The sequence below is a fragment of the Thermus antranikianii DSM 12462 genome (assembly GCF_000423905.1).
Classification (GTDB): Bacteria; Deinococcota; Deinococci; order Deinococcales; family Thermaceae; genus Thermus; species Thermus antranikianii.
This window is the reverse complement of record NZ_AUIW01000018.1, coordinates 1-26,828: the sequence shown is the minus strand read 5'-3', so window position 1 is coordinate 26,828 and position 26,828 is coordinate 1. Positions and strand designations below refer to the sequence as shown.

Annotated in this window: 27 protein-coding genes and 2 tRNA genes; 9 read left to right on the top strand and 20 right to left on the bottom strand. The window is 64.6% G+C overall.

Annotated features, from left to right (window positions below):
- The first annotated feature begins 219 nt into the window (after positions 1-219).
- From G584_RS0110185 to G584_RS0110170, 4 genes are all read left to right on the top strand, one after another.
- Positions 220-1,251 (top strand): zinc-binding dehydrogenase, encoded by a 1,032-nt coding sequence (locus tag G584_RS0110185; protein ID WP_028494540.1) that lies wholly within the window; start codon positions 220-222, stop codon positions 1,249-1,251.
- A gap of 153 nt (positions 1,252-1,404) precedes the next feature.
- Complete coding sequence (locus G584_RS0110180) at positions 1,405-2,412, top strand: NAD(P)/FAD-dependent oxidoreductase (protein ID WP_028494539.1); 1,008 nt, start codon at positions 1,405-1,407, stop codon at positions 2,410-2,412.
- Between the two features lie 69 nt (positions 2,413-2,481).
- The gene (locus G584_RS0110175) at positions 2,482-3,030 is read left to right on the top strand and encodes a LabA-like NYN domain-containing protein (protein WP_028494538.1); all 549 of its coding nucleotides are present in this window, start codon (positions 2,482-2,484) and stop codon (positions 3,028-3,030) included.
- Positions 3,031-3,033: 3 nt separating this feature from the next.
- Positions 3,034-4,053 (top strand): hypothetical protein, encoded by a 1,020-nt coding sequence (locus G584_RS0110170; RefSeq protein WP_028494537.1) that lies wholly within the window; start codon positions 3,034-3,036, stop codon positions 4,051-4,053.
- Here the strand turns inward: G584_RS0110170 and G584_RS0110165 are convergent.
- Together G584_RS0110165 and G584_RS0110160 are read right to left on the bottom strand one after the other, a co-directional pair.
- Positions 4,050-4,574 carry a DUF402 domain-containing protein gene (locus G584_RS0110165; protein WP_028494536.1) on the bottom strand — a complete coding sequence of 175 codons (525 nt, stop codon included), beginning with the start codon at positions 4,572-4,574 and terminating at the stop codon, positions 4,050-4,052. The genes G584_RS0110170 and G584_RS0110165 overlap by 4 nt on opposite strands.
- Positions 4,575-4,646: 72 nt before the next feature.
- Positions 4,647-4,838: a YgaP family membrane protein gene (locus G584_RS0110160; protein WP_028494535.1), complete on the bottom strand. Its 192-nt coding sequence runs from the start codon at positions 4,836-4,838 to the stop codon at positions 4,647-4,649.
- A gap of 85 nt (positions 4,839-4,923) precedes the next feature.
- Between G584_RS0110160 and G584_RS0110155 the strand changes: the two genes are divergently transcribed.
- Positions 4,924-5,000: transfer RNA gene (locus G584_RS0110155), tRNA-Ile, on the top strand.
- 81 nt (positions 5,001-5,081) lie between these two features.
- Positions 5,082-5,411 carry a tRNA-binding protein gene (locus G584_RS0110150; protein WP_028494534.1) on the top strand — a complete coding sequence of 110 codons (330 nt, stop codon included), beginning with the start codon at positions 5,082-5,084 and terminating at the stop codon, positions 5,409-5,411.
- On the opposite strand, the gene G584_RS0110145 is transcribed toward G584_RS0110150, so the two are convergent.
- Complete coding sequence (locus G584_RS0110145; protein WP_028494533.1) at positions 5,408-6,439, bottom strand: SIS domain-containing protein; 1,032 nt, start codon at positions 6,437-6,439, stop codon at positions 5,408-5,410. The genes G584_RS0110150 and G584_RS0110145 overlap by 4 nt on opposite strands.
- 75 nt (positions 6,440-6,514) lie before the next feature.
- Between G584_RS0110145 and uvrA the strand changes: the two genes are divergently transcribed.
- The gene (gene uvrA / locus G584_RS0110140; protein WP_028494532.1) at positions 6,515-9,373 is read left to right on the top strand and encodes an excinuclease ABC subunit UvrA; all 2,859 of its coding nucleotides are present in this window, start codon (positions 6,515-6,517) and stop codon (positions 9,371-9,373) included.
- Here uvrA and G584_RS0110135 read toward each other — a convergent pair.
- The 4 genes from G584_RS0110135 to G584_RS0110120 are packed head-to-tail and all read right to left on the bottom strand — an operon-like array spanning position 9,370 to position 13,162.
- Positions 9,370-10,008, bottom strand: coding sequence for a TetR/AcrR family transcriptional regulator (locus G584_RS0110135; protein ID WP_028494531.1), 639 nt, complete (start codon positions 10,006-10,008; stop codon positions 9,370-9,372). The genes uvrA and G584_RS0110135 overlap by 4 nt on opposite strands.
- Positions 10,009-10,033: 25 nt before the next feature.
- Positions 10,034-10,528, bottom strand: a complete 495-nt coding sequence (locus G584_RS0110130; protein ID WP_028494530.1) for a DJ-1/PfpI family protein — start codon at positions 10,526-10,528, stop codon at positions 10,034-10,036.
- Positions 10,529-10,558: 30 nt separating this feature from the next.
- Positions 10,559-12,280, bottom strand: coding sequence for an FAD-dependent oxidoreductase (locus G584_RS0110125; RefSeq protein WP_028494529.1), 1,722 nt, complete (start codon positions 12,278-12,280; stop codon positions 10,559-10,561).
- Between the two features lie 27 nt (positions 12,281-12,307).
- Complete coding sequence (locus G584_RS0110120; protein ID WP_028494528.1) at positions 12,308-13,162, bottom strand: NAD(P)H-dependent flavin oxidoreductase; 855 nt, start codon at positions 13,160-13,162, stop codon at positions 12,308-12,310.
- A gap of 36 nt (positions 13,163-13,198) precedes the next feature.
- Between G584_RS0110120 and G584_RS0110115 the strand changes: the two genes are divergently transcribed.
- The gene (locus G584_RS0110115) at positions 13,199-14,371 is read left to right on the top strand and encodes an MFS transporter (RefSeq protein WP_028494527.1); all 1,173 of its coding nucleotides are present in this window, start codon (positions 13,199-13,201) and stop codon (positions 14,369-14,371) included.
- Here G584_RS0110115 and G584_RS0110110 read toward each other — a convergent pair.
- Genes G584_RS0110110 through G584_RS0110090 form a run of 5 tightly spaced genes read right to left on the bottom strand, consistent with a single transcriptional unit; the run spans position 14,357 to position 19,821 of the window.
- Entirely contained in the window at positions 14,357-15,763 is a 1,407-nt protein-coding gene (locus tag G584_RS0110110; protein ID WP_028494526.1) for a glycosyltransferase family 2 protein, read from the bottom strand. The genes G584_RS0110115 and G584_RS0110110 overlap by 15 nt on opposite strands.
- On the bottom strand, positions 15,760-16,899 hold the full coding sequence (locus tag G584_RS0110105) for a HEAT repeat domain-containing protein (protein ID WP_028494525.1): 1,140 nt from the start codon (positions 16,897-16,899) through the stop codon (positions 15,760-15,762). Before G584_RS0110105 ends, G584_RS0110110 begins: the two co-directional genes overlap by 4 nt.
- Positions 16,883-17,245 carry a response regulator transcription factor gene (locus G584_RS0110100; RefSeq protein ID WP_028494524.1) on the bottom strand — a complete coding sequence of 121 codons (363 nt, stop codon included), beginning with the start codon at positions 17,243-17,245 and terminating at the stop codon, positions 16,883-16,885. The genes G584_RS0110105 and G584_RS0110100 overlap by 17 nt, the downstream gene beginning before the upstream one ends.
- 44 nt (positions 17,246-17,289) lie before the next feature.
- Positions 17,290-19,461, bottom strand: a complete 2,172-nt coding sequence (locus G584_RS0110095) for an ATP-binding protein (protein WP_028494523.1) — start codon at positions 19,459-19,461, stop codon at positions 17,290-17,292.
- 42 nt (positions 19,462-19,503) lie between these two features.
- A complete protein-coding gene (locus G584_RS0110090) occupies positions 19,504-19,821 on the bottom strand; it encodes a cupin domain-containing protein (protein WP_028494522.1) in 318 nt (105 codons plus the stop codon).
- A 56-nt stretch (positions 19,822-19,877) separates the two neighbouring features.
- On the opposite strand from G584_RS0110090, the gene G584_RS0110085 reads away from it, so the two are divergent.
- Positions 19,878-19,954 (top strand) — tRNA-Pro (locus tag G584_RS0110085).
- A gap of 88 nt (positions 19,955-20,042) precedes the next feature.
- Here the strand turns inward: G584_RS0110085 and fba are convergent.
- The 8 genes from fba to G584_RS12165 form a co-directional block, all read right to left on the bottom strand.
- Positions 20,043-20,966, bottom strand: coding sequence for a class II fructose-1,6-bisphosphate aldolase (gene fba, locus G584_RS0110080; protein ID WP_028494521.1), 924 nt, complete (start codon positions 20,964-20,966; stop codon positions 20,043-20,045).
- Positions 20,947-21,615, bottom strand: a complete 669-nt coding sequence (gene rpe / locus G584_RS0110075; RefSeq protein ID WP_028494520.1) for a ribulose-phosphate 3-epimerase — start codon at positions 21,613-21,615, stop codon at positions 20,947-20,949. The genes fba and rpe overlap by 20 nt, the downstream gene beginning before the upstream one ends.
- Before the next feature lie 9 nt (positions 21,616-21,624).
- Positions 21,625-22,572, bottom strand: coding sequence for a phosphoribulokinase (locus G584_RS0110070; protein WP_245563393.1), 948 nt, complete (start codon positions 22,570-22,572; stop codon positions 21,625-21,627).
- A gap of 7 nt (positions 22,573-22,579) precedes the next feature.
- The gene (locus G584_RS0110065) at positions 22,580-23,476 is read right to left on the bottom strand and encodes an AAA family ATPase (RefSeq protein WP_028494518.1); all 897 of its coding nucleotides are present in this window, start codon (positions 23,474-23,476) and stop codon (positions 22,580-22,582) included.
- 60 nt (positions 23,477-23,536) lie between these two features.
- On the bottom strand, positions 23,537-23,962 hold the full coding sequence (locus G584_RS0110060) for a ribulose bisphosphate carboxylase small subunit (RefSeq protein ID WP_028494517.1): 426 nt from the start codon (positions 23,960-23,962) through the stop codon (positions 23,537-23,539).
- Positions 23,963-23,983: 21 nt separating this feature from the next.
- On the bottom strand, positions 23,984-25,423 hold the full coding sequence (locus G584_RS0110055) for a form I ribulose bisphosphate carboxylase large subunit (RefSeq protein WP_028494516.1): 1,440 nt from the start codon (positions 25,421-25,423) through the stop codon (positions 23,984-23,986).
- A 9-nt stretch (positions 25,424-25,432) separates the two neighbouring features.
- Entirely contained in the window at positions 25,433-26,407 is a 975-nt protein-coding gene (gene glpX, locus G584_RS0110050; RefSeq protein ID WP_038051083.1) for a class II fructose-bisphosphatase, read from the bottom strand.
- 75 nt (positions 26,408-26,482) lie between these two features.
- Positions 26,483-26,828 (bottom strand): transposase (locus G584_RS12165; RefSeq protein ID WP_038051080.1); only part of this gene is annotated, 346 nt, incomplete at its 5' end.

The following is a 26,828-nucleotide window of genomic DNA, read 5'->3' as shown; positions in this document are numbered from 1 at the left end:
CCGGTTGCGGGCCCTGGGGTCGGGGACTTGGGACAAGGCCTCGCGTAGGGTCATGCCCCCTCTTTACCCCAAGGCCGCATATCGGTCAAGTCTGCTGCCTCCTCTGGTGCCTTACGCTGGACAGGGTACCCGGTTATTCTGGACTCTGTCAAGGGTGTTACCCTTTTAGCTTGACCCCGGTGCCAGCACGTGGAAAAATCCCCTCCAAAGGAGGTGGAGATGAAAGCAGTGGTCATGGAGGCTCGAGGCGGTCCAGAGGTCCTAAAGGTGGCCGAGGTACCCACTCCTGAACCCGGTCCTAGGGAAGTGAGGATTCGCGTTAAAGCCGCAGCCCTCAACCACCTGGACATCTGGGTCCGCAAGGGAGTAGCTAGCCCCAAGCTTCCCCTACCCCACATCCTGGGGGCCGATGCCTCGGGAGTAGTGGACGCAGTGGGGCCTGGGGTAACGGGCTTTGCCCCTGGGGACGAGGTGGTGGTCAACCCCGGCCTTTCCTGTGGCCACTGCGAACGGTGCCTGGCAGGGGAGGATAACCTCTGCCCCCGGTACGAAATTTTGGGCGAGCACCGCTTTGGGGCGTACGCGGAGTACTTGATCGTACCCGAGGTGAACCTCCTCAAGAAGCCCCAAAACCTTTCCTTTGAAGAGGCCGCTGCCATTCCCCTGACCTTCCTCACCGCTTGGCAGATGGTGGTGGACAAACTCCAGGTGCGGCCTGGCGAGGATGTTCTGGTCATGGCAGCGGGCAGTGGAGTGAGTGTGGCCGCCATTCAGATCGCCAAGCTCTTCGGGGCCCGGGTCATCGCCACCGCAAGCTCAGAGGAAAAGCTCAGGAAGGCCAAGGAGCTAGGAGCCGATGAAACCGTGAACTACACCCACCCCGACTGGCCCAAGGAGGTGCGCCGCCTAACCGGTGGGAAAGGCGCCGACAAAGTAGTAGACCACACGGGGGCCCTTTACTTTGAAGGGGTGATCCGGGCCACGGCCAATGGGGGCAGAATCGCCATCGCCGGGGCTTCCTCGGGATACGAGGGCACCCTTCCCTTCGCCCACGTGTTCTTCCGGCAACTTTCCATCCTGGGCTCCACCATGGGCTCCAAAAGCCGCCTTTTCCCCATCCTGCGCTTCGTGGAACAGGGAAAGCTAAAGCCCGTGGTGGGACAGGTCCTTCCTTTAGAGGAAGCTGCGGAGGGACATCGCCTCCTGGAGGAACGACGCGTCTTTGGCAAAGTGGTGCTACGGGTGGACTAGCCATCCCCAGGCGGGAGCAAGATCCCACCTCAATAGCGAGCTGGCGGACCATAGGGCCAAGATTATGGGATGGGGTCAAGACCTTTGTCCCTAACCGGAAGCCGCCGCCCATAGGGTTTCCTTAAGGGTAGAATGCAGGGGCGAGGTGAGGCCATGGAGCACACCGATGTGATCATCATTGGCGCAGGCCCCGCTGGGCTTTTTGCGGGCTTTTACGTGGGCATGCGGGGGCTTTCCTTCCGCTTCATCGACCCCTTGCCCGAGCCAGGGGGGCAGCTTTCCGCTTTGTATCCGGAGAAGTACATCTACGACGTGGCGGGCTTTCCCAAGGTGTACGCCAAGGACCTAGTGAAGGGGCTAGTGGAGCAGGTGGCTCCCTTCAACCCCATCTACAGCCTGGGGGAGCGGGCGGAAACCCTGGAGAGGGAAGGGGACCACTTCAAGGTGACCACCTCCTCCGGCAACACCTACACCGCCAAGGCGGTAATCATCGCCGCCGGTGTGGGTGCCTTTGAGCCCAGGCGCCTGGGTGCCCCGGGGGAAAAGGAACTGGAGGGCAAGGGCGTCTACTATGCGGTGAAGACCAAGGCCGAGTTCCAAGGAAAGCGGATCCTGATCGTGGGAGGTGGGGATAGCGCCGTGGACTGGGCCTTGAACCTTCTGGGCACCGCTAAGGAGATCACCCTGATCCACAGGAGGCCCCAGTTCCGGGCCCACGAGGCCAGCGTGAAGGAGCTTTTCAAAGCCCATGAGGAAGGGCGCCTTACCGTGCTTACCCCCTACGAGGTACGGCGGATTGAAGGGGATACCCAGGTGCGCAAGGCGGTGATCTTCCACAACGGGACCCAGGAGGAAAAGGAGCTAGAGGTGGACGCTGTGCTGATCCTGGCGGGCTACCTCACCAAGCTGGGGCCCTTGGCCAACTGGGGGCTGGAGTTGGAAAAGAACAAGATCAAGGTGGACACCACCATGGCCACCAGCATCCCCGGGGTCTACGCCTGCGGCGACATCGTCACCTACCCCGGGAAGCTTCCCCTGATCGTGCTGGGTTTCGGCGAAGCCGCCATCGCCGCCAACCACGCCGCCGCCTACGCCAACCCCGCCCTCAAGGTGAACCCCGGGCACTCCTCGGAAAAGGCTGAGGAGAAAGCACCGGCCTAAGATGCCTTCCCCGCTTTTCACGGGCCCCGGGGTAGCCCGGGGCCTGGCTTTGTCCTAAGATGGGGGCATATGCGGGTTGCCCTTTTCATTGACGGATCCTACATGTACCTGGCCACCAAGCGCCTGGGCTGGAACGTGGACCACCGCCGGGTCCTGACCCAGTTCGCCACCCCGGAGCAGCTTTACAACGCCTTCTACTACGTGCCCATCACCGATCCCGAGGACGAGCGTCAGCAGCGCTTCATCGACGCCTTGGTCTTCATGGGCTACACGGTGCGAAGCCGCTTGGTCCGGGGAGAAGCCCGGTTTGAGGCCATGATGGCCACGGACCTCCTCACCACCGCCCCCCGCTGGGACCGGGCCATCGTGGCCAGCGGTTCGGGAGAACTGGCCCACACCTTCAGCGCCCTGAGAGCCCTGGGAAAGGAAATCCATCTTCTCGGCGTGCACGAGCTGGCGGACCTCGAGCTCCGCAACCAGGCAGACCGCTTCCTGAACCTCCCCGAGTGGCGGGAGGTACTGGAGAGAACCCTGGGGGGCCGCCGCACCTACGCGGGCTATCCCGTGGAGGCCACGGTAGAAGTGCCCCCCGCCCCGGTGGAAGACGCCCAGTCCTAACCTATGCCCCCGGGCCCCTGGCTGGTGCTGCTGGCAGCGGGCCTTTTCTACCTGGCCCTTCCCATCCCCCCTACCCTACCCCCCTCCCCAAGCCTCAGGGATCTTCTTCCCTACCCAAAGGAAGAGCGGGAGGCTTGGGTGAGCCTCCACCTGAGCTTGAAGGCCAGCCTGCACCTGCTTTTAGGGGAGGAAGCGGCCCGGGCCTATGACCGCCTGCTCCGCCTCGAACTCAAAAACCAGCGCTCCGGTAAGCGCGCCGCATACCCCGAAGCCAAAAGCGCCCTCCTGGCGGCCAAGCGCTGGGTGGAGGCCATCGGCCAGGCCAAGCGGGGCCAGAAGGTGGACCTCGAGGGCCTGCCCACCGCCCCCCACCACGTACTTCCCTACGCCCGGGAGATCCGCGCCGCCGCCTCTGCCCTCGGCATTCCTTATGGGGTGCTGGCCGCCATTGTGGATAACGAGCAGTACGGGGGGGACAAGGCCTTGGGGCTTTCCCGGGGGGTACGGGAAGCAGCAGATGGCTTAGCCCAAGGTCTGGCTGAGGTCCAAGGCCACGCCCCCTTGAGCCGCACCCTGGGCCTGGCCCAGATGAGCTGGGAGGATGCCCTCAAGCAACAAGACCGCCTGCGCCTCTTCGGGGCCTGGGATCCAGCAAGACCCTTTCCCAAGACCGAGACCGAGGCCAGGAAGGCCCTGGAGGATCCCTACTTAAACCTCCTCTTCACCGCAAGCCGGCTTAGAGGCTACTTCAACGCCCTCCTCGGCCTCCCCCCACGGGATACCCGCTTCCTAGAAGATCCCTGGCTCTACTACCTGGGCCCCGCCTGGCACAACTACCCCTTGCGGGCCCAGAACCTGGAAACCTGGGAGGATAGCTTCCACGGTTTTTTCAAGGGCCTCCTCTACCAGGTGGTCCTGGAAGGACGCTGGCACCTGGAGGGGCACACCCTTATTCCCCTTAAAGCCTGGGGGCCTGGGGTACAGGATCCTGCTCCCTCTTCCCTCCCTACCCTCACGCCCTAGATCCGTTCCATCCAAGGAAGGGGCTCCCCGGGAGGCAGCACCGGCCACCTTCCTTGCCGCATATGGTGAAGGATGGCCTCCACCGCCTTTTCTGCTTCCTCCACCCAAAGCCTGGGGTAAAGGGAGCGCTTGGCCAAAAACTCCTCCCGGTCAAAGACCTGGCAGGTATGGTCAGCCTGGCAGCGCACGTCCAACTCGAGGTCGTACTGGCGAAAACCCGTTCCCGTCCACTCCGCCGGGGTTTGCACGTTCCAGTAATACTCCAGCACCCGGCCCTCCCTCACATCCGGTCCCCCGGAGTACCAGGCCCCAGGAAAGAAGGCCACATAGGCATCGTGGTCCAGCACCACCGCCTTTCCCTTGGCCACGTGGTGAAAGGTCCCGCCCTGTGGCAAAAGGGTCAGGACGCCTTCGGGCCTCACCTCCACCACCTGGGCTTCCCAAAAGTAGTGGAGCACATTCCCGGGAAACTTCCAAAACTCCACCCGGACGCGATCCCCAGGGGCAAGGGGCCAACCCATATCCCCACCAGCCCGGCTTTCAGCCCAACGACACCCCGGATAAGCCGGGTCTAGAGCTAGGATAAGCCGGTTCTACTTCTTGGTGCTGATGCCCAAGGCCTTATAGATGGCGCAGAAACCGGTGACCGCCGTGAAGAGAAGGACCACCCCCACGATCCCCAGGATCCAACTCCAAGGGGATGCCGACTGGAACGCGAAGTAGATGAGGACCAGGGCCAGGATAAAGCGAATCACCCTATCGGCGGTGCTCTCGTTTACCGTCATGGCTCACCTCCTCCTCTAGTGTATACAGGGGTGAGCAGGACGTTTGGCCCAAGCCCTCCCTTGTGCTAAAATAAGCCCTTGGCATGGGCCGTTAGCTCAATTGGTCAGAGCGGCCGGCTCATAACCGGTTGGTTGCAGGTTCGAGTCCTGCACGGCCCACCAGCTTCAGGACGGCAAAATCCCGCCTCCCCGGGGAGGCGGGAAGCCTTTTGTACCAGCCCCTTCTCCTGGCAGAATCTAGCCATGGAGGCCCTGCAAGCCTTTCAAATCCTGGACCTACGCATCGGCCGCATCTTGAAGGCAGAACCCCACGAGAAAGCCCGCAAACCCAGCTACAAGCTCTGGATCGACCTCGGACCCTTAGGGGTCAAACAGAGTTCGGCCCAGATCACCGAGCTTTACCGCCCCGAGGACCTGGTGGGCCGCCTGGTGGTGTGCGCGGTGAACCTGGGAACCCGCTCCATCGCAGGCTTCCCCTCCGAGGTGCTGGTCCTGGGGGCTAAGGATGCGGCGGGCCGGGTGGTCCTCCTCACCGTGGAGCGGGAGGTACCCCTGGGGGAAAGGGTCTTCTAGCGGGTCCGGGTCACCTTGGTGAGGTGCCGGGGCCGGTCCGGATCCAGACCCCGGGCCCGCGACAGGGCCTCCGCCTTAGGATAGAAGGCCTGGGCCAGGAAAAGAGGGGTGATCTCAGGCTCGGAGGCCACGGGAAGCGCCAGGGGAGAATCCGCCAGGGCCAGGGCATCGGGTTCCGGGGAGAGAACGAGAAGATGGGCCCCTTTCGCCTTTAACCCCTCCAGGGTGGAAAGAAGAGCATCCAAGGCCTCATCCTTTTGCACCAAGGCCAGCACGGGAAAACCCGCTTCCAAAAGGGCCTGGGGACCATGGAGGAACTCCGCCGCCGAAAACCCCTCCGCGTGAAGCCCTGCCACCTCCTTGAGCTTCAAGGCCGCCTCGAGGGCCACGGGGTACGTGAACCCCCTCCCCAGGACAAAAAGGTTCTCCGCATCCTCCAGGTACTCCAGTTCCCCCGAGGCCTCCAAGGCCCGGTGCAGGGCCTCAGGTAAGCTGGGAAGGACCTGGCGCAGGCGACTTTCCTCCACCAGGTGCGCTAGGAGGTGGAGGGTGGCGGCCAGCATGGCGAGGAAGCTCTTGGTGGCGGCCACCGCCTTCTCCTCCCCAGCATGCAAGGGAAGGACCACCTCCGCCATCCGGGCTAGGGAGCTCTCCTCCTGGTTCACCAAGGCCACGGTGAGGGCTCCCTGGGACCGGTAGGCGCTTACCGCCTCCAAAAGATCGGGGCTTTCCCCGCTTTGGCTAAAGGCGAGAAGAAGGGAGGGAAAAGGCACCCGGGGCCTAGCCCGGTAAAGGGTGAGGACGGAAGGGGCTAAGGAGAGAACCGGCCACTCCAATCGGGCCTCGAAGAGGTACTTGGCAAAAAGGGCCGCATGGTCCGAACTCCCCCGGGCCACGGTAAGGGTGAGGGCCGGGGGGCGCTTCTTCAGGAAGCTGGCGAGGCTCCTCACCTCGCCCTCGTTCTCCCTAAGGAGGCGCTCTATGACCTTGGGAGCCTCCTCCGCCTCCGTACGCATCCAAGAGGCCATAGGTCCACTATAGAACACGGGAAGCCCCTTCCCGCCACCTGGTCCTTTCCGGAGGGTAGTGGTATACTTCCACGGATGGACCGCATCATCATCCGGGGAGCACGGGAGCACAACCTCAAGAACATCAACCTGGAGCTCCCGCGGGGCAAGTTCATCGTCATCACTGGGGTTTCCGGCTCGGGCAAGAGCACCCTGGCCTTTGACACCATCTATGCGGAGGGGCAGCGGCGCTATGTGGAAAGCCTCTCCAGCTACGCCCGCCAGTTCCTGGGGGTCATGGACAAACCCGAGGTGGAAAGCATCGAGGGCCTCTCTCCCGCCATCTCCATCGACCAAAAGACCACCAGCCACAACCCTCGCTCCACCGTGGGCACAGTAACGGAAATCCACGACTACCTCCGCCTCCTCTATGCCCGCATCGGCACCGCCTACTGCCCAGAGTGCGGCCGCCCCATCGAGAAGCAGTCCGCCAGTGAGATCACCGACCGCCTCCTAAAGAACCCCCCGGGTACCCGGGCCATCCTCATGGCTCCTTTGGTGCGGGGGAGGAAGGGGGAGTACCGTAAGCTTTTCCAGCAACTCCAAAAGGAAGGCTACGCCCGGGTACGGGTGGACGGTGTCATCTACCTCCTGGAGGAGGCCCAGGGCCTAAACCTGGAAAAGTACGAGAAGCACGACATTGACCTGGTGATCGACCGGGTGGTCCTTAAGGAGGAGGAGCGCCCCCGCATCGCTGAGGCGGTGGAGCTCGCCCTCCTTAGGGGCGAGGGGCTCTTGCGGGTCCTTTACCCGGATTCCGGCCAGGAGGAGCTTTTCTCCGAGAAGTTCGCCTGCCCCGAGCACGGAAGCGTCCTGGAGGAGCTGGAGCCCCGCATCTTCTCCTTCAACGCCCCCTATGGGGCCTGTCCCGCCTGCTCGGGCTTGGGTTTCAAACAGGAGTTTGACCCCGAGCTCATCGTGAACCCCGAGCTCTCCCTGGCCGAGGGGGCCATCCTGCCCTGGGCCCGGGGACGGGATACGGGGCGAAGCTACCTCTGGGACCGGCTTCGGGCCTTGGCGGAGCACCTGGGCTTCGACCTCAAAACCCCCTTCAAGGATTTACCGGAGGAGGCCAAGCAGGCCGTGCTCTACGGCCTTCCCGAGCCCTTTGAAGTGGTCTTCCGCCGGGGAGGCAGGGAAACCTTCCGGGTGGAGGTTCACTACGAGGGAGTCATCCCCTGGTTGCAGAAGCGGTACCAGGAAGCGGAGTCCGAAGGGGTCAAGGAGGTGCTGGAAAGCTTCATGTCGCAAAAGCCCTGCCCGGTCTGCGGCGGCACCCGCTACAAGAAGGAGGTGCTCTCCGTAAGGGTGGCGGGCAAGAACATCGCCGAGGTTTCGGCCCTGCCCGTTCGCGAGGCCCTGGAGTTCTTCCGGAACCTCGAGGCCCATCTTTCCCCCTTCCAGGCCCAGATCGCCCGCCCCATCCTCCGGGAGATCGTGGAAAGGCTGGGCTTCCTGGTGGGGGTGGGGCTGGACTACCTCACCCTGGACCGAGCCGCCAACACCCTCTCCGGAGGGGAGGCCCAGCGGATCCGCCTAGCCACCCAGGTGGGAAGCGGCCTCACCGGGGTGCTTTACGTGCTGGACGAGCCCAGCATCGGCCTGCACCCCAGGGACAACCAGCGCCTCATCCAGACCCTGAAGCGCCTCCAGGGGCTTGGAAACACCTTGATCGTGGTGGAGCATGACGAGGAAACCATGCGGGCCGCGGACTGGATCGTGGACATGGGACCGGGGGCCGGCATCCACGGAGGAGAGGTGGTAGCCCAAGGACCCCTGGAGGAGATCCTCAAGTGCAAGGAGAGCCTTACCGGGGCCTACTTAAGGGGGGAAAAGCGAATCCCCGTGCCTAGGGAGCGCAGGAAGGGGAACGGCAAGTGGCTGGTGCTTAAGGGAGCCCGGGAGCACAACCTGAAAAACGTCACCTTAAAAATCCCCTTGGGCCGCTTCGTGGCGGTGACCGGGCCCTCTGGTTCCGGAAAGAGCACCCTGATCCACGATGTCCTCTACGCCGCCTTGGCCCAAAGGCTCATGCGGGCCAAAACCACTCCGGGGGCCTACGAATCCCTGGAGGGGGTGGAGCACCTGGACAAGGTGATCGAGATCGACCAGTCCCCCATCGGCCGCACCCCTCGCTCCAACCCCGCCACCTATACCGGGATCTTTGACGAGATCCGCGATCTCTTCGCCAAGACCCCGGAGGCCAGGAAGAGGGGGTATGGCCCGGGTCGCTTCTCCTTCAACGTGAAGGGGGGGCGGTGCGAGGCCTGCGGGGGCGACGGCACGGTGAAGATCGAGATGCTCTTTTTGCCTGACCTCTACGTGCCCTGCGAGGTGTGCAAGGGTAAGCGCTACAACAAGGAGACCCTCGAGGTCAAGCTAAGGGGCAAGAGCATCGCCGACGTCCTGGACATGACCGCCGAGGAAGCCCTGGAGTTTTTCCAGAACGTTCCCACCATCGCCCGAAAGCTCCAGCTCATGGTGGACGTGGGCCTGGGCTACATGCGTTTGGGCCAGCCTTCCCCCACCCTTTCGGGGGGCGAGGCCCAAAGGATCAAGCTGGCCACGGAGCTGGGCCGCAAGGCCACAGGCCGCACCCTTTACATCCTGGACGAGCCCACCACCGGCCTCCACTTTGACGACGTAGCCAAGCTTCTCAACGTGCTCCACCGCCTGGTGGACGCCGGCAACACCGTGGTGGTCATCGAGCACAACCTGGATGTGGTGAAGACCGCAGACTGGGTGATTGACCTGGGCCCCGAGGGGGGCGACCGGGGCGGGGAGATCGTGGCCGAGGGTACCCCGGAGGAGGTGGCCCTCACGGGAAGCCCCACGGGGGTCTTTTTGGCCAAAATCCCCGAGATCGCCGAGAGGCTGAAGGTGGCCGCGGACTAAGCCTTGGCTTTGGCGGATTTCCTGACAACCTGGGCGGGCTGGCTTCGGGCCAGAATCCCCTCCAGGGCCAAGGACAGGGATTTCTCCACCTCCTCCCCGAAATCCCGGTTAGGGGTATAGGCGGCCCAGCGCAAGGCGGCGAGGAAGTAAAGGTCGGCCAAGGTGCGGCCCATGCGCTCCAAGGAAAGGTCCTGCCGCACCACCCCCTTTTCCCGCAAGGGCTTTAGGATCTCGGCGATCAAATCCCCTAAAGGCAGGGCCAGGAAGGCGGCCTTGGCCCGGACGGGATCGGGGTTTAAAAGCTCGTAGAGAAGGGGTAAAAGAAGGTCCTTTTCCGCCTGGGTAAAGGCGGCGAGCCTCTGGAAGAGGAAACGGAGGAGAGCCATGGGATCCTCCTCCTGGGCCAGGCGCCGCCTTATCTCCTCTCTGAGGTCCGCCAAAAGCAGGCTCCCGTACTCCAGGAGCACGGCTTCCTTATAGGGGTAGTAGTTGAAGAACGTACCCCGGGACACATGAGCCGCCTTGGCGATATCGGTGGCGGTGGTCTCCCGGAAGCCCCGCTGACGGAAAAGAGCCATGGCTGCCTGGAAGATACGCTCCCGTCGGCGCTTCTTCTGATACTCCCTCACGGTCATGGGGGTAGTGTACTACCGTATAAACTCAAAGTTCAATCGCTTTTTGCGCCCAATCTTCTAAGGCCCTAAGCAGGGACAACCCCCCCAGGGTGGTATAGACCTTGGCCTCCCGGTGGAAGGAACCATCCGCCACCTGATAGCCCTGCTTGGCCAAGGCTTGGGCCACTTCCCCTGGAGCCACCACCCGGGAAGGAAGCCTTCCCACCTCGGCCAGGAAGAGATGGGCGTTAAAGCCTAGAAACACTGCCTCTAACCCCTCCCATACCTCCTCCACGAAGGCCACATAGGAGGGATCCCGGGCCATCCGGCCCGGCCTTTTAGCCCCTGGGATGAGGAGGGCTTCCGGGGGCGGGGCCGCAGGGAAGGCGTAGGTGGGGGTCCAAACGGAACCCGCCAGGGCTGGGGTTCCCTTCCGGCCCTTGGCCACGGTATAGGCAGGAAGCCCCAGGCGCTTGGCCGCCTCGAGGGCTAGGGCCGCCTCCAGCTCGGAAAACTCGGGGAGGAGCAAGATAGCTAGCACTTTAGACCATTATGGCAGAAGCCGGTAGAATTATGGCAGAAGCCGGTAGAGGAGCAGGGCCGCCTCTCTCCGCGTCACGGGATCGGCACCCGAAAGCTTGCCCTCCCCCAACGCCTGCAAGAGCTGGTTCAGGATGAACCGCTTCAAGGGCTTTTGCAGTTCTTCCCGGAAAAGCTCCCTGGCCTTCAACACCACCCTAAGGCGCTCCTCAGGCCCTTTTGCCCGGTAGTAGTGCTCCAGGTTGGCCAAAAAATCCCCCAGGAGAACGGGTTCGGAAAGGCCCAAGGAGCCTTTCAGGTAGTAGGGTCCGGCGAAGAGCCCCCGCCTCAGGAGGGCCACCGCCTCCCGGTACCCCGGCCCTTCCGCCTCCACCCGGCCTCCCTCCGGGGAGGAAAGCCTGGCCCCCCTTTGGGCAAGCCGCTTGCGTAGGGCCTCGAGGCCGTGCCCGCTTGCGGCAAGCTGGTGAAAGTCAGCTAGGGGCACCCTGGTAAGCCCTGCCTGGGGAGCCTTGCGCAAGAGGGCCACCGCCACCCCTGCTGCCTCCCCCAAGGCCATCTGCAACGGAACCACCCGGGCGGAAAAGGCGGCCACGCTGTCAAACCCTGCCGCCTGGGAAACCACCAGGAGGTTTCGCAACTCCTGGGGCACCAGGCTCCGGAAGGGCACCCCGTAGGGTGCTGGGGTACCCAAAAGGTAAGGGGTTTCCCCCGGAAAGTAGACCTGGCCGTCCAAGGGGTACCCCCCTAGAGCCACGGCATCGGGAAAGGTCCGGCCCAGGAGGACTTCTTCAGCCTTCAAGCGGTAAAGGGCCTTCAGATGGCGGCTTTCCCGGATGTAGAGACTAGGGGCCACCCCGGCCAGGCGGGCGGTGCCAAAGAGGAGGGGATCCTTCTCCCGCAGGTAGGCCACCACCCGCTCGGCCTCGAGGGCCGCTTCCAGGCGCATGCGCTCCAGGCTCAAAGGATCCGCCCCCTCCACCCCAAAGAGGAGAAGGGCGTTGACCAGCAGGCTCCCGTCGTCCTGGCGGGCCAGGTTCAAGCCCCGGAGGGCATAGCGGCTGGGATCGGAGGGTAGGTAACCCCGCACCAGACTTCCAAAACCCCAGCCGCTCCTCCCCCAGGCCCCCGCCCCCGTACGCTGCACCTGGCCCTCGTAGTTGAGGGCCAGAAAGACGGCACCCCAGGGAACCCCCTCCAACCGGAAGACCAAGGTGGCCGCCATGCTCCTCTGGTCCAGACCCGTATCCTCCCTCCCCTGGGTGAAGCTGGCCCCGGCGCGAAAGGCGAGCTCCGCGGTATCGGTGGCATCCACGAAGTAGGGGGCCTGAACGGGGCCCTCGGGGATTGCCACCAGGGTCAGGCGGCCCGCTTCTACCTCCACCCGGTCCAGGGGCGCCTGCAACCGAACCTCCACCCCCGCCTCCCGGAGCATGGCCCATAAGGCTTCCTCCGCCCGCCTCACGTCAAAGGAAGGCTCCTGCCCGATACGGCGGTAGAAGTCACGAAAAAGCCCTCCCTGGAGGAGACCCTCTCGGTCCTTGGCCAGGTCCAGGGTAGCCAGCCACCCTTGAGTGAGGACCCCTCCTACCCCCCGCCCGGGTTCCAGGAGGAGGACCTTAAGACCCTCCTGGGCTGCAGCCACCGCTGCCGTCACCCCTTGGGGGGTAGCCCCGTAAACCACCAGGTCGTACTGGGCGTAGGCCAAACCTAGGGAGAGGATGAAGGCACAAAAGGCGCGCACGGCGGTAAGCATCCTCACGAAAGCTCCCAGTATATATGATCAGGGCAGGCTTTGCTTGGCCTCCTGGTACTCGGCCACCAGCCGGACCACCACCTCCTTGGCGGAAGGGAGATCCCGAATGAAGGCCACCCCGTGCCCGGCGGAATAGACTTCCTTCCAGGCCTTACCCCCACCCTGGCGGAAGCGCTCCAGGGATTCCCGGAGGAAGTTGGCGGGCACCCCGGTGACCTCCGGGGTGTACTGGATGTCCTCAGGAGTAGCCCTCAAAAGAGCTTCCTTGTACTCCAGGGGAGCCTCGGACTCCAGGGTGGCGATGAAGCGGGTGCCGATATAGGCACCATCCCCCAGGGCCAAGGCGGCGAGGAGCTGCCTTCCCGTGGCGATGCCCCCAGCGATGAGCACGGGTACCCCGAGCTCCTCCCTAAGCCAGGGCCCTAGGACAAAGGGGCTCACCATCCCGGCATGCCCCCCAGCCCCAGCGGCCACCGCCACCAGGGCGTCGGCCCCGGCCTCCACCGCCTTTCTCCCGTGCCTTAAACCCACCACATCGCACCAAACCACGCCGCCATAGGCCTTGACCCGCTCCACCACCCGGGTGGGGTCCCCCAAGGAGGTGACCACCAAAGGCACCCTTCGCTCGGCCACCGCCTCCAGGTCCTCCTCGAGGCGGGGGTTATCCTTAAGGATGAGGTTCACCCCGAAGGGAAGCCCTGGGGGAAAGGTCTCCAAAAACTCCCGAAAGCCAGCGTGGGTGCGGAAGTTGAGGCTGGGAATGACCCCGATGGCCCCCGCCTCGGCCACCGCCTGAAGGAGCCTGGCCCCGGAAACCAGGAACATGGGGGCGGCCACGATAGGGTAGCGGATACCCAGCATGCGGGTGATGGCGGTCTCCATAGGGGAAATTTTATCGGGTTCAAGGATAATCATGGGGTGGAACCGGGGCGCTCCCTAAAGCTCTCCCTATGGGAAGGCGTCTTGGCCATCCTCTTCCTCAACTGGAGCACGGGGGTGATCGTCACCGGGTATGCCCTGGCCCTGGGCGCTTCCCCCCAAGCCTTGGCCCTTCTGGGAGCCCTTCCCTTCCTGGCCCAGCTCCTAACCCCCCTGGCCCTTTCCCTGAGGGGAAGCCGCAAGGCCCTGGCGGTGCGGCTCAACTTTTTGGCCCGGATGCTCTTCCTGCCCGCTACCCTGGCCGCCTTTTTGCCGGAAGGCTTGAGGGTGCCGACCCTTCTTCTTTTTGCCGGCCTCTCCCAGCTTCTGGCTGCCCCGGTGGGGGTCCTCTGGCTCTCCTGGATGGCGGACCTGGTGGCCGAGGAAAGGCGGGGACGCTACTTCGGCTTCAGAAACGCCCTCTTGGGCCTGGTGGGCACCCTGGGGAACCTCATGGGGGGTATGGTGGCCGACCGCCTTCCTTCACCCCTGGGCTACCAGGTTGTTCTCCTTCTGGGGGTGGGGGCCGGGCTTCTTTCCGTCTTGCTGCTCCGCCTCCAAAGCGAGCCTTCGGAATCCCCCGCCCCTCCCGCCCGAAAGGCTCTCGGGATCGCCTGGCAGGACCTGGCCTACCGGCGCTACCTAGGCCTGGTTTTTCTCTGGTACGGGGCGGTCATGGTGGGAGGACCCTACGTCATCCCCTACTTCGTACAGGTGGGTGGCCTCTCCATGACCGAGGTGGGTCTTTGGACGGTGATCTCCGCCTCAAGCGGCCTCCTCTTCGGACCCATGTGGGGCCGGATGGCGGACCGGGAAGGTCACAAAGCCGTCCTCTTCCGCACGGGGATGGTGGCCGCCGTGATGCCCCTCCTCTGGCTTTCGGGGTCCAAGGCCTTCCCCTGGCCCATCTGGCTTTCCTCCCTCGCCGATGCCCTGGCCTGGAGCGGTCTCGGAACCGCCTTGGCCAATGCGGCCTTGGCCCACGCCCCCAGGGAAGCCAGAAACGGCTACCTGGTCCTCTTCTGGCTGGCCCTGGGCCTGGGAGGGCTTTTGGGAAGCCTGCTGGCGGGAAGCGCCGCCAGCCTGGGCCTGGGGCCAAGCCCTTACCACTTCCCCATCCTCCTTTCCCTAGCCTTGCGCCTTGGGGTGGCCCTCCGCTTACGCAGACTCTAACCCCTTGCGCCGCATCTCCCCCCAGACCCCCCGTTTCCGCCAGACCTGGAAGGTGGCGAGAAAACGCTCCCAGGCCAGGATCTGGCGGTAGCCCAGGCCCTCGAGGATCGCCAAGAGTAGGAGCGCCAGGCGGTCCCTTAGCCGGGGATAGCGCTTGAGAAGCAAGGTCTCCATGCCCACCGCCAGCTGGGAAAGAAGCACCCCGTAGGCCACGGCCAGGAGAAAGAAGAGGAAGGCAAACTCCGCATTGAAAAGGCCGAGGAGGTAGAAAACCGGGAAAAGCACATACCCCAAAACCTCCACCACCGGGGCCAGGGCCTCGAAGAGGACGAAATAGGGCATGGCCAAAAGGCCGAGCCGGCCATAGCGGGGGTTGAAGAGCATCACCCGGTGGTTCCAGAGCACCTCCCATAGCCCCCGGTGCCAGCGGTTCCGTTGCTTCCTAAGGGTGGCCCAGTCTGCGGGCACCTCGGTGTAGCAGATGGGATCCGGGGTGTACACGATGCGGTACTCCCGCCCCTCCTCCCGGGCCCGGCGGTGAAGGCGCACCACCAGCTCCATGTCCTCCCCCACGGTGTCCGTGCGGTACCCCCCAACCCTCAGGGCCTCCTCCCGGCGGAAAAGGCCAAAGGCTCCCGAGATGATGAGCAGGGCTCCCATGGCGCTCCAGCCCGCCCGGCCCATGAAAAAGGCCCGGGCGTACTCCACGATTTGCATCTTCTCCAGAAAGCCCCGGGGAAGGTGCAGGGCCTCCACCACGCCCTCCCGCACCACCGCCCCGTTTAGGGGCCGTATGGTCCCCCCCACGGCCGAAACGCGGTTGTCCTCCAGGAAAAGCCGGCTCGCCCGAAGGAGGGCCTGGGCATCCAGGAGGCTATCCGCATCCACGGCGCAGAAGAGGGGGTAGCGGGCCAGGTTGAGCCCGGCGTTTAGGGCGTCGGCCTTGCCCCCATTCTCCTTGTCCACCACGATGAGGTTGGGGTAGACCAGGGAGCGGTAGACCGCCCGCACGGGCTTGGTGGGAAGCGCCCGGCGGTAGACCCATTCCACCTCCACCAGGCGGAAGGCCTCCTTGAGCACCTCCAGGGTCCGGTCCTTGGGCCCATCCGCCACCACGATCACCTCAAACTCTGGGTAGTGCAGGCTCAAAAAGGAGCGCACCGAGTGGGCGATGGTCTTCTCCTCGTTGTAGGTGGGCACCAGGATGGACACCGGCAGGTAAGCCTCCCGTTCCAAAAGGTCCTTCAGGGAGAGCTCGGAAAGCTCCCGGGCGTAGCGGGCCACCATCCCTAGGCCGAAGAAGGCGAAGAGGGCATAAAAGAGGTTCAGGAGGGCGAAATACCACAGGATCACCACCTGGTACAGGAACAAAAAGTCCAGGAGAAGGTTCACGCCGCCTCCCGCAACACCTGCTGGGCCATGGCCCGGCCAAAGGGGTCGGGGTGGCCCTCCGCCGCCCGGGCCAGGAATCCCCTATTCATCAGCAAAAGCCCTTCCGCCGCCGCCCGGCGCACGTAAAAGGAAGGGTCGGAAAGCGCCTTCCACAAAGCCCGCTGGGCCAGCTCGTTCCCGAGAAGGGCCATGAGCCGGGCGGCGTGGGCCCGCAAGAACTCCTGCTGGTCCTTCAAGGCCGCCAGCAAAAGCCCCTCGTACCCCTTGGGTGGGTAGCGCATGCGGTAAAGAGCCCGCATGGCGGCAGCCTTAAGCTCCGGATCCGGATGATCCAAAAAGGGAAGCACCCTCTCCGCCAACGCCACAAGCTTAAGCCTGCCGATGGCCTCTAAAGCCGCCCACACCTCTTCCCTTCCACCCCGGGAGAGGAAGGCCTCCACCACAGGCGTCGCCCGCTCCTCCAGAAGGAGGAGCACCTCCAGGAGGGCCCCGCGGGGCAGGCCCGCCTCCAGGAGAGCTGCCGCCAGACGTCCAAGCCCCTCCCCCCGGGCCACCCGGGCCCCCGCCCGGGCCGCCCCCAGGCGCAGCACGGGATCCCGATGGGAAAGGTAGGGGAGGATGGCCTCCAGGGTTTCCGGCAAACGGGCCTGGGCCAGGGCATCCAAAGCCTCCAGCCGGGCAGGCCGGGAGGCCCACCGGCTTTTCAGAAGGCGGATCCAGTGGGGATAAACCTGGCGGAGCCAGTCGGCTATCCGCTCGGAGAACTCCCCCTTGAGCATCTCCCGGAGGTTCAAAAGGGCCTCGAGGGCCGGGCGGGGCCAGGGAGGAGGCGGGGGCGGCTCCTCGTTGAAGAGGGCCTCGGTGAACCGGGCCAGCCAGTCCTCGTAAGCCTTGCGGTCCAAACGCTCCTTGCTGGCGGTGTAGGCGTGGTAGAGCAGGATGTAAGCGGAAAGGGAAGTGAGGGCCAGCCCCGTAAGGACCAGGGCCTGGAACAGGGCCCGGTAGGCCACCGGCGAGCCGAGGAGGTTAAAAATCCGCCCCGAGAAGGCCACCACCAGGCCCCCAAGGGCCAGGGCCTCCAGAAGCACCACCAGAACCACCAGGAGGGCATAAAGCCGCTCACCGCGCCGCCACATAGCGCTCCAAGCGCTTCAGAAGCTCCCCGGGGCTGAAGGGCTTGGTGAGGTACTCCTGGACCCCCAGGGCCTGGGCCTCGGCCACGCTCCGCTCCTGCTTAAGGCCGGAAAGGACCAAAACGGGGGTATTCCTCTTCAACTCCCTTCGCAGGTAGCGCAAAAGATCCAGGCCCGAGCCGCCGGGCACGTTGATATCCAGGACCACCGCAGCCCAATCCTTACCCAGGGCCTCCCTGGCAGAAGCATAGTCCCCAGCGATAAAAACCTCGTACCCTGCCCGGGTTAAGGCGACTTGCAACAGCCTGGCCACGGTAACGTCGTCCTCAACCACCAGCACGGGCCTCATTCCCGCATCAAGGTAACCGAAGGGTGTGAAGGCCCTGTGAAAAACTACGGGGTACCCAGGACGCGGTTGAGGAGTTCGGCTACCTCGGGATGGGGACGAAGACGGAGCTCCTCCCGCAAAAGAACCCTGGCCTCCTCCCTTCTGCCCTGCTCCAACAAGGCCTTGGCCAGGGTAAACCGGGCCAGGGGGTAAGAGGGCTCCACCGCCAGGACCTGCCGGGCAAGGAGCTCCGCCTCCTTAACCCGCCCCAGGACCAGAACCACCTCGGCAAGCCCCCAGCGGGCATCCAGGTTCCCCGGGTCCCCGGCCAGAACCAGGCGGTAACTCGCCTCCGCCTCCCCGTAGTGCTTCATGTGGTAAAGAAGCCTGGCGTAGCGGACCCGGATGTCGGGGCTGTCCAGGAGGGCCAGGGCCTTCTCGTAAAGGGGCTTGGCCTCGCCGTGGCGGCCCTGCAGGTAAAGGGCGAAGGCCAGCTCGCCCAAGGCCTCCGCATCGTCCGGGAAAGCGGACACCGCCCGGCGCAAGAAGGCTTCCGCTCCGGCTGGGTCCTGGGGAAGCCGCTTCCTGCCCTCGTAGAAGCTTTTCCGCTCCCTGAAGGGCACCGGGTCCGAGGGGTAGCCCTCGAGGCCCACTTCATCCAAGGCCATGGCCCGCACCTGGCTCAGGCGGTCCGCCTGGGGCAGGTAGCGGAACAGGTTGCCCTCCACCTTGGCGGAAAGGACCACCGCCTCCCCGCTCCGCACCTCCACCCGGAAGGCCCGGGTCCCCCCAGGGCCCAGGAGGCGGAAGACCACCTCCCCCTCAGGACCCGGCACGGGGCGCACCAAGGGGGCAGAAAGAAGCTTCCGCCTCACCCCCTTGCCCAAGACCGCCCCTTCCCCGGCAGGAAGGGTCTCCTGCCCCAAGGCCGCCTTCCCCCGATACAGGGAAAGCCGGGCCCCGCCTTCCCGGGAAAGGCGGAGGTGGGTCCCGGTGGGCCGCACCTGGCCTTCCGGGGTGGAAAGGGCCAGGGGCAGGGGTTTTTCCCGCACGACCTCCACCCCTCCTCCTTCCAGGCTCACCTGCACCCTATTCCCCCCACCCCAAAGGCTCCGCCAGCGCCGGGCTTCCCCCTTAGCCTCAGGGCTAAAGGCCAGCTCCAGCCCGGGAAGCCGCACCACCTCCCCCGCCGGCACTCCCCCGAAGGCCTTGGAACCCAAGGGAGCAGGGAAGATGGGCAGGCGGGCCAAGGCGATCAGGGCCACCATGAGGAGAAGCAGCCTTCCCACCGGGGCCCTTTGGCCCGGGCGGGGCCTGGGCAAGAGGAGAAGGAAGGTGCTTCCCTGGCCGAGCCGACTTCTCAGGCGCACCTCCCCCCCGTGGGCCTCGAGGACCCGCTTCACCAGGGCAAGCCCAAGCCCCGTCCCCTCCACCTCCCCCCGGGTGGAGGCCCGGTAGAAGGGTTCAAAGACCCTTTCCTGCTCCTCCTTGGGGATGCCGGGGCCCGTGTCGGAAACCGCAATGCCGTACTGCTCCGGGCCCACCAGAAGGCGCAACGCCACCCGCCCCCCTTCCGGGGTGTACTTGACGGCGTTGTTGACCACGTTGAGCACCGCCTGATACAGCCACTCCCGGTCCCCGTAGACCCAAGCCTCCCGCTTGGGCAGGATCAGGCGCAGGGCGATGCGCTTTCTTCGAGCCAGGGGGCGCATCTCCTCCGCCACCTGCAGAAGGAGGGCCTTCAGGTCCACCCGCTCGCTTCTCAGCCGAACCCCCTGGCCCAGGCGCAGGTACTCCCGGGCCTTGTCGAGGAGGTCCTGGATGCGCCGGGCGCTCTTCTCGGCAATGGAAAGAAGCTCCTTGGCCTCCTCCGGCAGGCCCTCCACCTCCAGGGTGAGCTCGAGGGCCCCGAGGACGCTCATAAGAGGGTTTTTGATCTCGTGGAGGAGAAGGCCAAGGAGCCTCGAGGTTTCCTCCTGGCTTTTCAGGAGGGCCAGTTCCCTCTCCCTAAGCTCCAAAACCTCCTGGAAGACCTTAAGGAGAAGCCGAAGCGCCTCCCTTACCTCTTGGGAGGGGGGTGGCCCCTCCCAGTAAAGGGCGATCTCGCCCTCCTCCCAAAGCTTCTCCCCCCTCAAGGGGCCTTCGGGGAGGACCTCCCCCCGGAAAAGGACCCGCACCGGGTAGCGGCGGAGGACCTCCGCCAAAAACCCCAGGTCGGCGGGCAGGGCTTTTACCATCGGGGTAAGGCTACTCCAAGGCCTTGAAAGCCCTGTGAAAGGCTAAGGCCTTGGGGCCATCACCACCAGGAGGAGGGCGGGGTTGGCCGACTCGTTCCGCACTCCGTGGGCCTCCCCCGAGCGGGCCAAAGCCGCCATCCCCGGGACCAAAAGGGCCTCCTCATCCCCGATGCGCACCACCACCTCGCCCTCCAGAACGTAGTACACCTTATCGGAACCCTCGTGGGCGTGCACCTTCTGGGCCTGGCCTGGAAGAAGGGCGTAGAGGTCAAAAAACATCTTATCCGAGGAAAAGACGGGGATTTTCGCCATCTTTTCCGGGTTGTACTGAACCAGACTCTTCAGGTCCTTGATCTCCATGCCCTCAAGTCTACTTGACGGGAAAGAGGTGGCGCACTAGACTAACCTTTGCGCGCCGGGGAGTAGCGCAGCCTGGTAGCGCACACGCTTGGGGTGCGTGTGGTCGTCGGTTCAAATCCGGCCTCCCCGACCAAAAGTCCCCGCCCACACGGGCGGGGTTTCCTCTTTGAGGACCCCTTGCGGTCCTGGATCCTCACCCTGGCACGGCTGGGTGGGGTAGTTTACGCCCGGCCCACGGTGCCCATCAGCTCAAACTTCTCCCGGATCACCTGCTTGAGGTAGTCCCGGCCCCTGCCGATGATCTTGCGGGGGTCGAACTCCTTGGGGTTCCCCATCACCACCTCGCGGATCCCCAGGGTCATGGCCAGGCGCAGGTCGGTGTCGATGTTGATCTTGGCGATGCCGTTGGGAATGGCCTTTTTGATGTCCTCGTCGTGGATGCCCGTGGCCTCCTTGAGCTCGGCCCCCGTGGCCAAGAGCTTCTCCTTAAGCCAGGTGGGCACCCCGCTCGCCCCGTGGAGCACCAGGGGGATGGAAACCCGCTTGCTGATCTCCTCGAGGCGCTTGTGGTCGATGTAGGGCCGGCCCTTCCCCTTGTAGGCCCCGTGGCTGGTGCCGATGGCAATGGCCAGGTAGTCAATGCCCGTTTCCGCCACGAAGCGCTCCGCCTCTTCGGGGTCGGTGAGGAAGGCCTCCGCCTCCGACACCTGGATGTTGTCCTCGATGCCCTGAAGCCGGCCCAGCTCCGCCTCCACGCTCACCCCCACCGCATGGGCTGCCTCCACCACCTTCTTGGTCTCGGCCACGTTCTCCTCAAAGGGATGGTGGCTGGCATCGATCATCACGCTGGTGAAGCCCGCCCTCAGGGCCTGCATCACCATCTTGAAGTCGGCTCCGTGGTCCAGGTGGAGGACCACGGGCACCTTGGTGCGGCTGGCCATGTCCTTCACCAGGTTGGCCAGGTTCTCGAGCCCAGCGTACTTCCTGGCCCCGTCGGAAACCTGGATGAAGACCGGCGCCCTTAGCTCGTCGGCCACCTCGAGGATGGCCTGGGTAATCTCCAGATTATTGGTGTTGAAGCTAGGAACCGCATAGCCTTCGCGCCGCGCCTTGTCCAAAACCTCTTTACCTGTCACCAAGGGCATAAAGCACCTCCTTTAGCTCCTTAAGGTTATCAGCCACAGGCCGCCCATTGAAAAGAGCGCTTCCCGCCACGGCCACATCCGCACCCGCCCGGTACACCTCGGCCACGGTATCCCGGTTCACGCCCCCATCCACCTCAATGAGGCAAGAGGGGTTCAGCCTATCCCGCATCTCCTTGAGCCGGCGAAGCCTTCCCGTGGAGGTGGGAATATACCTCTGCCCCCCAAACCCTGGGTTCACGCTCATCAGAAGGGCCAGGTCCAGCTCGGGCAACAGGGGCTCAAAGGCCTCGAGGGGCGTGGCGGGGTTGATGGCAAGCCCCGCCTTCTTCCCCAGCTCCTTCACCTTCTGCACCGCCCGGTGGGCGTGCGGGGTGGCCTCGAAGTGGACGGTGATCACATCAGCCCCGGCGCGGGCGAAGTCCTCCAGGTACCTCTCCGGCTGCACGATCATCAGGTGCACGTCCAGGGGCAGGGAGGTCACCCGCCGCACCGCCTCCACCAGAAGGGGTCCAAAGGTGAGATTGGGGACGAACACCCCATCCATCACGTCCAGGTGAATCCAGTCCACCCCTGCCGCCTCGGCTTCCTCGATCTGGTCCTTTAACCTCGCCAGGTCCGCCGTGAGGATGGAGGGCGCAAACTTGAGCATCCTTTCCCCCTAGGCCACCCGCAGGTGCCCCCGCTCGATGGCCAGCTCCCGCATCTTAACCAGATAGTAGGCGATGATGAGCTGGGTCAGGGCCAGGGGGTAGCTCTGCCCCGCCTTATCCCAGAAGGTACCCACCAAGCTGGGGTCGAAGTGCTGGGCATGGTGGCCCAGATGATCCCAGATGATGCGCTCAAAGGCCTGGGCCTGCTCGGGGGTCACGTTGCCGGTGATGTCCAGGATGTCCGCCTCCTTCCGGGTTTCCAGGCGGATCAGGGCCTCGTCCTCGTAGGCGGAGTGGAGGACCTCGGAAAGATCCAGGCGGGGCAGGGTGTGCTTGAGGGTGATCCTCACGTTCAGGGTGCTGGGGTTTTCCGGATCGTAGCCCGCAGGCCGGTAGAAGCGCACGATGATGTCCGCATGCTCCTTCTGCGGCCAGATAAAGGCCCGGGAGTCGGGCATGCGCCTTTCGATGTCGGCGATGACCTCCTCAGGGGTGTAGCCCCGCTTGGCCACATCCCGCTTCACCTTCCACTCCCGCCTGAGTTCCTCCTCAGGGTCCAGGTAGACGGTGAGGTGGTAGCGGCTCCTCAAGGCCGGGGAAAAAAGGGTAAGGAGCCCCTCCAGAACCACCACCCGGGGGATGAGCCTGCCCTCCTCCTCCACCGCCCGGGGGGCAGGGATGTAGACCGGCGGGTCAAAGGTACCCGTGGAGTGGTTGTACACGGGCTTCAGGATGGGTTCCCCCTCGGAAAGAAGCCTCACGTGCTGCTCCATGATGTCCATATAGTTGCACTCCGGGTTCAAGGGGGTGATGCCCAGCTCCTTGCGCTGCTTGCGGTCGTACTTATGGTAGTCGTCCACGCAGATGTTGGTGGTGCGCTCCACCCCCAAAAGCCGGGCGATCCCCGCAGAGATGGTGGTTTTCCCCGCCCCGGAGTCTCCGGCAATCCCTAACATGAAAGGCCTATGGGGCATCTTCCTCCTCCTTTTCCTCCTCCCTAAAAACCGAGCTGGCGTAGATGTCGTCGGCGGTGATGGTCATGAGTTCCTCTGGGGTCACCGGCCCCGCCTTCTGGTAAAGGCGGTAAGCCTGCCTGAGCTTGAAGCGGTCCAGGGCGTTGCGCACGCTCCGGGCGTAGGCGAAGTTGGGAAGGCGCATGCGGCGTTCCAGGTACTCCAAGAAGGCCTTTTCCGCCTCCTCGGTGAAGCGGTAGCCCTGCTTCTCCAGCATGAGCTTGCCGATCTGGAAGAGCTCCTCGGCGCCATAGGGGGGAAACTCAATGTGGTGGGCGATGCGGGAGCGCATCCCCGGGTTCAAGGCGAAGAACTCCTCCATGCGGTCCTTGTAGCCCGCCAGGATCACCACCAGGTCTTCCCGCTGGTTCTCCATGACCTGGAGGAGGATCTCAATGGTCTCCTGGCCGTAGTCCCGCTCGTTTTCCGCCCGGTAGAGGCTGTAGGCCTCGTCGATGAAGAGAACGCCCCCCATGGCCCGCTTCAGGACCTCCTTGGTCTTGGGGGCGGTGTGGCCGATGTACTGGCCCACCAGGTCATCGCGGCTCGCCACCACCAGGTGGTCGCGGCGGATGTAGCCCAGCTTGTGCAGGATGGTGGCCATCCTCAAGGCCACCGTGGTCTTGCCCGTGCCCGGGGGGCCCACAAAGGCCATGTGCAGGGTGGGGCGATCGGCGGTAAGCCCCAGCTCCCGGCGGAGCTTGTCCACGGAGAGGTAGGCGGCGATCTCCCGGATCCTCTGCTTAACCGGCCTAAGACCCACCAGCTCCCGCTCCAGGGTTTCCAGCACCGCCTCGATCTCGGGGTTCTTGACCACCGCCAGGTTTTGGCCTTGGGTTTCCTGCATAACCCTCCTTGATTTAGCTAAGGGGCCCCGGGCACGGCCGGGACCCCCAGACCCTTGGGACTACTCCTGGTAACGCTCGCCTTCCGGCCTCATGGTGGCGTAGGCCTCGAGGGTGTACTTGAGCCTGCGGCCATCGCTCCAAAGCTGCCGGTGCAGGCGGAAGCCAGGCTCCTTCTTGGGCCGGTGGGCGATGAAGGAGACCCTTTGCGCCTGCCACATGGGGGAGGGATCGTAGCCGTTGATCTTGATGTAGTGGTTGGGGAAGGCCTCGCGGCACTTCTGGAACTCGTACATGGCCGCCGCCGCATCCTCCAGGTCAAACATGGGCAAGCCCCACATGTTCCAGTACACGTTGTAGGGGCTCGGGTCGTCGGTGTACTCGATGGCAACCGCCCAACCGTTTCGGATGATGTACTCGACCTGGGCCCGGATCTCCTCGTCCGTCAGGTCCGGCAGATAGGAGAAGGTACCTTGGGTAATCCGCATCCTCACACGCTCCTTTCCTCGTCAGTTGCTGGGGGTGGGCAGGACATCCGGGGTGTCGGTGGAGGCGAAGTCAAAGGTCACGCTGCCCCAGGTGTCCAGGGCCGCCGCCAAAGCCGGGGAGTGCTGGGCCGCCTTCTTGAGGATCTCGGGGCCTTCCGCCAGGATGTTCCGGCCCTCATTGCGCGCCTTCACCATGGCCTCGAGGGCCACTCGGTTGGCGGTGGCTCCCGCTTGGATGCCCATGGGGTGGCCGATGGTGCCGCCGCCGAACTGGAGCACCACATCGTCCCCGAAGAGGGAGAGGAGAAGGTGCATCTGCCCGGCGTGGATCCCCCCAGAGGCCACGGGCATCACCGCGGGCAGGTAGGCCCAGTCCTGGTCAAAGTAGATGCCCTTCACGGGATCCGCCTTCACGTACTGCTCCCGGAGGATGTCGTAGTAGCCCCGCACCAGGTTGGGGTCCCCCTCCAGCTTGCCCACGGCGGTGCCGGCATGGATGTGGTCCACCCCCAGCATCCGCATCCACTTGGCCAGGACCCGGAAGTTAATGCCGTGGTTCTTCTGGCGGGTGAAGGTGGCGTGGCTGGCCCGGTGGAGGTGGAGGATCATGCCGTTTTTGTGGCACCAGTTGGAAACGGACTGCAAGGCGGTGTAGCCCATGGTGAGGTCCACCATGACGATGATCGCGCCGATCTCCTTGGCGAACTCCAGGCGCTCGTAGACATCCTCCATGGTGGCGGCGGTCACGTTCATGTAGTGGCCCTTGCGCTCCCCCGTGACCTGCTCCGCCTTCATCACCGCCTCCTGGGCGTAAAGGAAGCGGTCCCGCCAGCGCATGAAGGGCTGGGAGTTGATGTTCTCGTCGTCCTTGGTGAAGTCAAGGCCTCCCGCCAACGCCTCGTAGACCACCCGGCCGTAGTTCCTCCCCGAGAGGCCCAGCTTGGGCTTCACCGTGGCCCCGAGGAGGGGGCGGCCGTACTTGTTCAGCATGTCCCGCTCCACAGGGATCCCGTGAGGAGCCCCCTTAAAGGTCTTGAGGTAGGCCACGGGGATGCGGAGGTCCTCGAGGCGGAGGGCCCTCAATGCCTTGAAGCCGAAGACGTTCCCGATGATGGAGGAGGTCATGTTGGCGATGGACCCCTCCTCAAAAAGCGCCAGGTCGTAGGCGATCCAGGCGAAGTACTGCTCGGGATTCCCCGGCACGGGCTCCACCCGGAAAGCCTTGGCCTGGTACCGGTCCAGGCTGGTCAGGCGGTCGGTCCAGACCACCGTCCAGGTGGCGGTGGAGGACTCCCCAGCCACCGCCGCCGCCGCCTCCTCGGGCTCAATCCCTGGCTGGGGAGTCACCCGGAAAAGGGCAATGGTGTCCGTTTCCTTGGGCTCGTAGTCGGGCTGCCAGTAGCCCATCTGTTTGTACTCCACCACCCCACCCTTCTTGTACATGGCCTTTCTATCCGTCATGCTTCCCTCCTAGTAGGCCACGGGGCTGATGCCCCGAAGCTTTTCAAGCTGGTGCCAGGCTTCCACCTTCCTCAGGGTGCGGGTGGCCCCGCGGATCACCAGGCTTTCGGTCCAAGCCCGGCTTTCCCCGTAGCGCACCCCCCTCAAGAAGGGCCCATCGGTGATCCCGGTGGCGGCAAAGTGGGTGTCCTCGGCGGCGCAGAGCTCCTCGAGGGTGTACACCCGATCCAGGTCGTAGCCGGCATGGACCACGTTCCAGCGCTCCTCCTCGCTTTGCGGGTCCAGGCGCATCTGCATCCCACCCCCCAAAGCCCGCACCGCCACCGCGGCGATCACGCCTTCCGGCGTGCCCCCGGTGCCCATGAGAACATCGATGCCCGTGTCGGGGAGGACCGCAGCCAAGGCCCCGCCCACATCCCCATCCGTCTGCAAGCTGATGCGAGCCCCCGCCAGGCGGATCTCCTCAATCAGGCGCTGGTGCCGGGGTTTGTCCAGGACGAACACCGTGAGCTCCCGCACCTCCTTCTTCAGGGCGCGGGCGATCTCCTTCAGGTTGTCGGCCACAGAGGCCTTGAGATCGATGGCCTCCTTAGCCCCGGGCCCCACCACCAGCTTGGCGGCATAGAAGGCCGGACCCGGGTTGAAGAGGGTGCCTTCCGGGGCAGCGGCGATCACGCTGATGGCCCCCGGGCGGCCCAGGGCGAGAAGCCTCGTGCCCTCCACCGGGTCCACGGCTAAGTCCCAGAGGGGACCTTCCCCCTGGCCCAGAACCTCTCCGTTATGGAGCATGGGAGCCTTATCCTTCTCCCCTTCCCCGATCACCACCCGGCCGCGGAAGTCCAGGCTGTTGAGGAGAAGGCGCATGGCCTCCACCGCCGCCCGGTCGCCCCCTTCCTTATCCCCCCGGCCCACATAGCGGGCGGAGGCCAAGGCAGCCGCCTCCGTGGCCCGCATCAGGTCCAGGCCTAGGTTGCGCGTGGGCATAGCCATGCGCTTACCTTAGAGGGGGGGTTTTATTATTGCAATCATATGTTTTCGGGCATACCATAAGCGGTCGTGTCAAGAGTTATGTGTAAGAGTCTGTGTACGGGGGGCATACCGCTCCTGAAGCATCTTCTCCAGCACCTCCTTCACCTCCGAGAACCCCTTTAGTTTCCGTTCTGCCCACCTCCCTTCCTGCCTCTCCGACTCCAGGTAAAGAAGCTTGTACACCGCCTCTTCCTTAGGAAACTTGTGGTCCCGCACCTTCGTCCCCCGCCGTAGCTCCCGGATAAACCGCTCCATCAGGTTGGTGCTCCGCAGGTACGGCCAAAGCACCTTGGGGTACCCGTAGAACCGCAGGAAGGCCCCCGAATCCTGTACCCAAAGCCCCACCACCCCCGGGTACCGCGAACCCCAGGCGGCC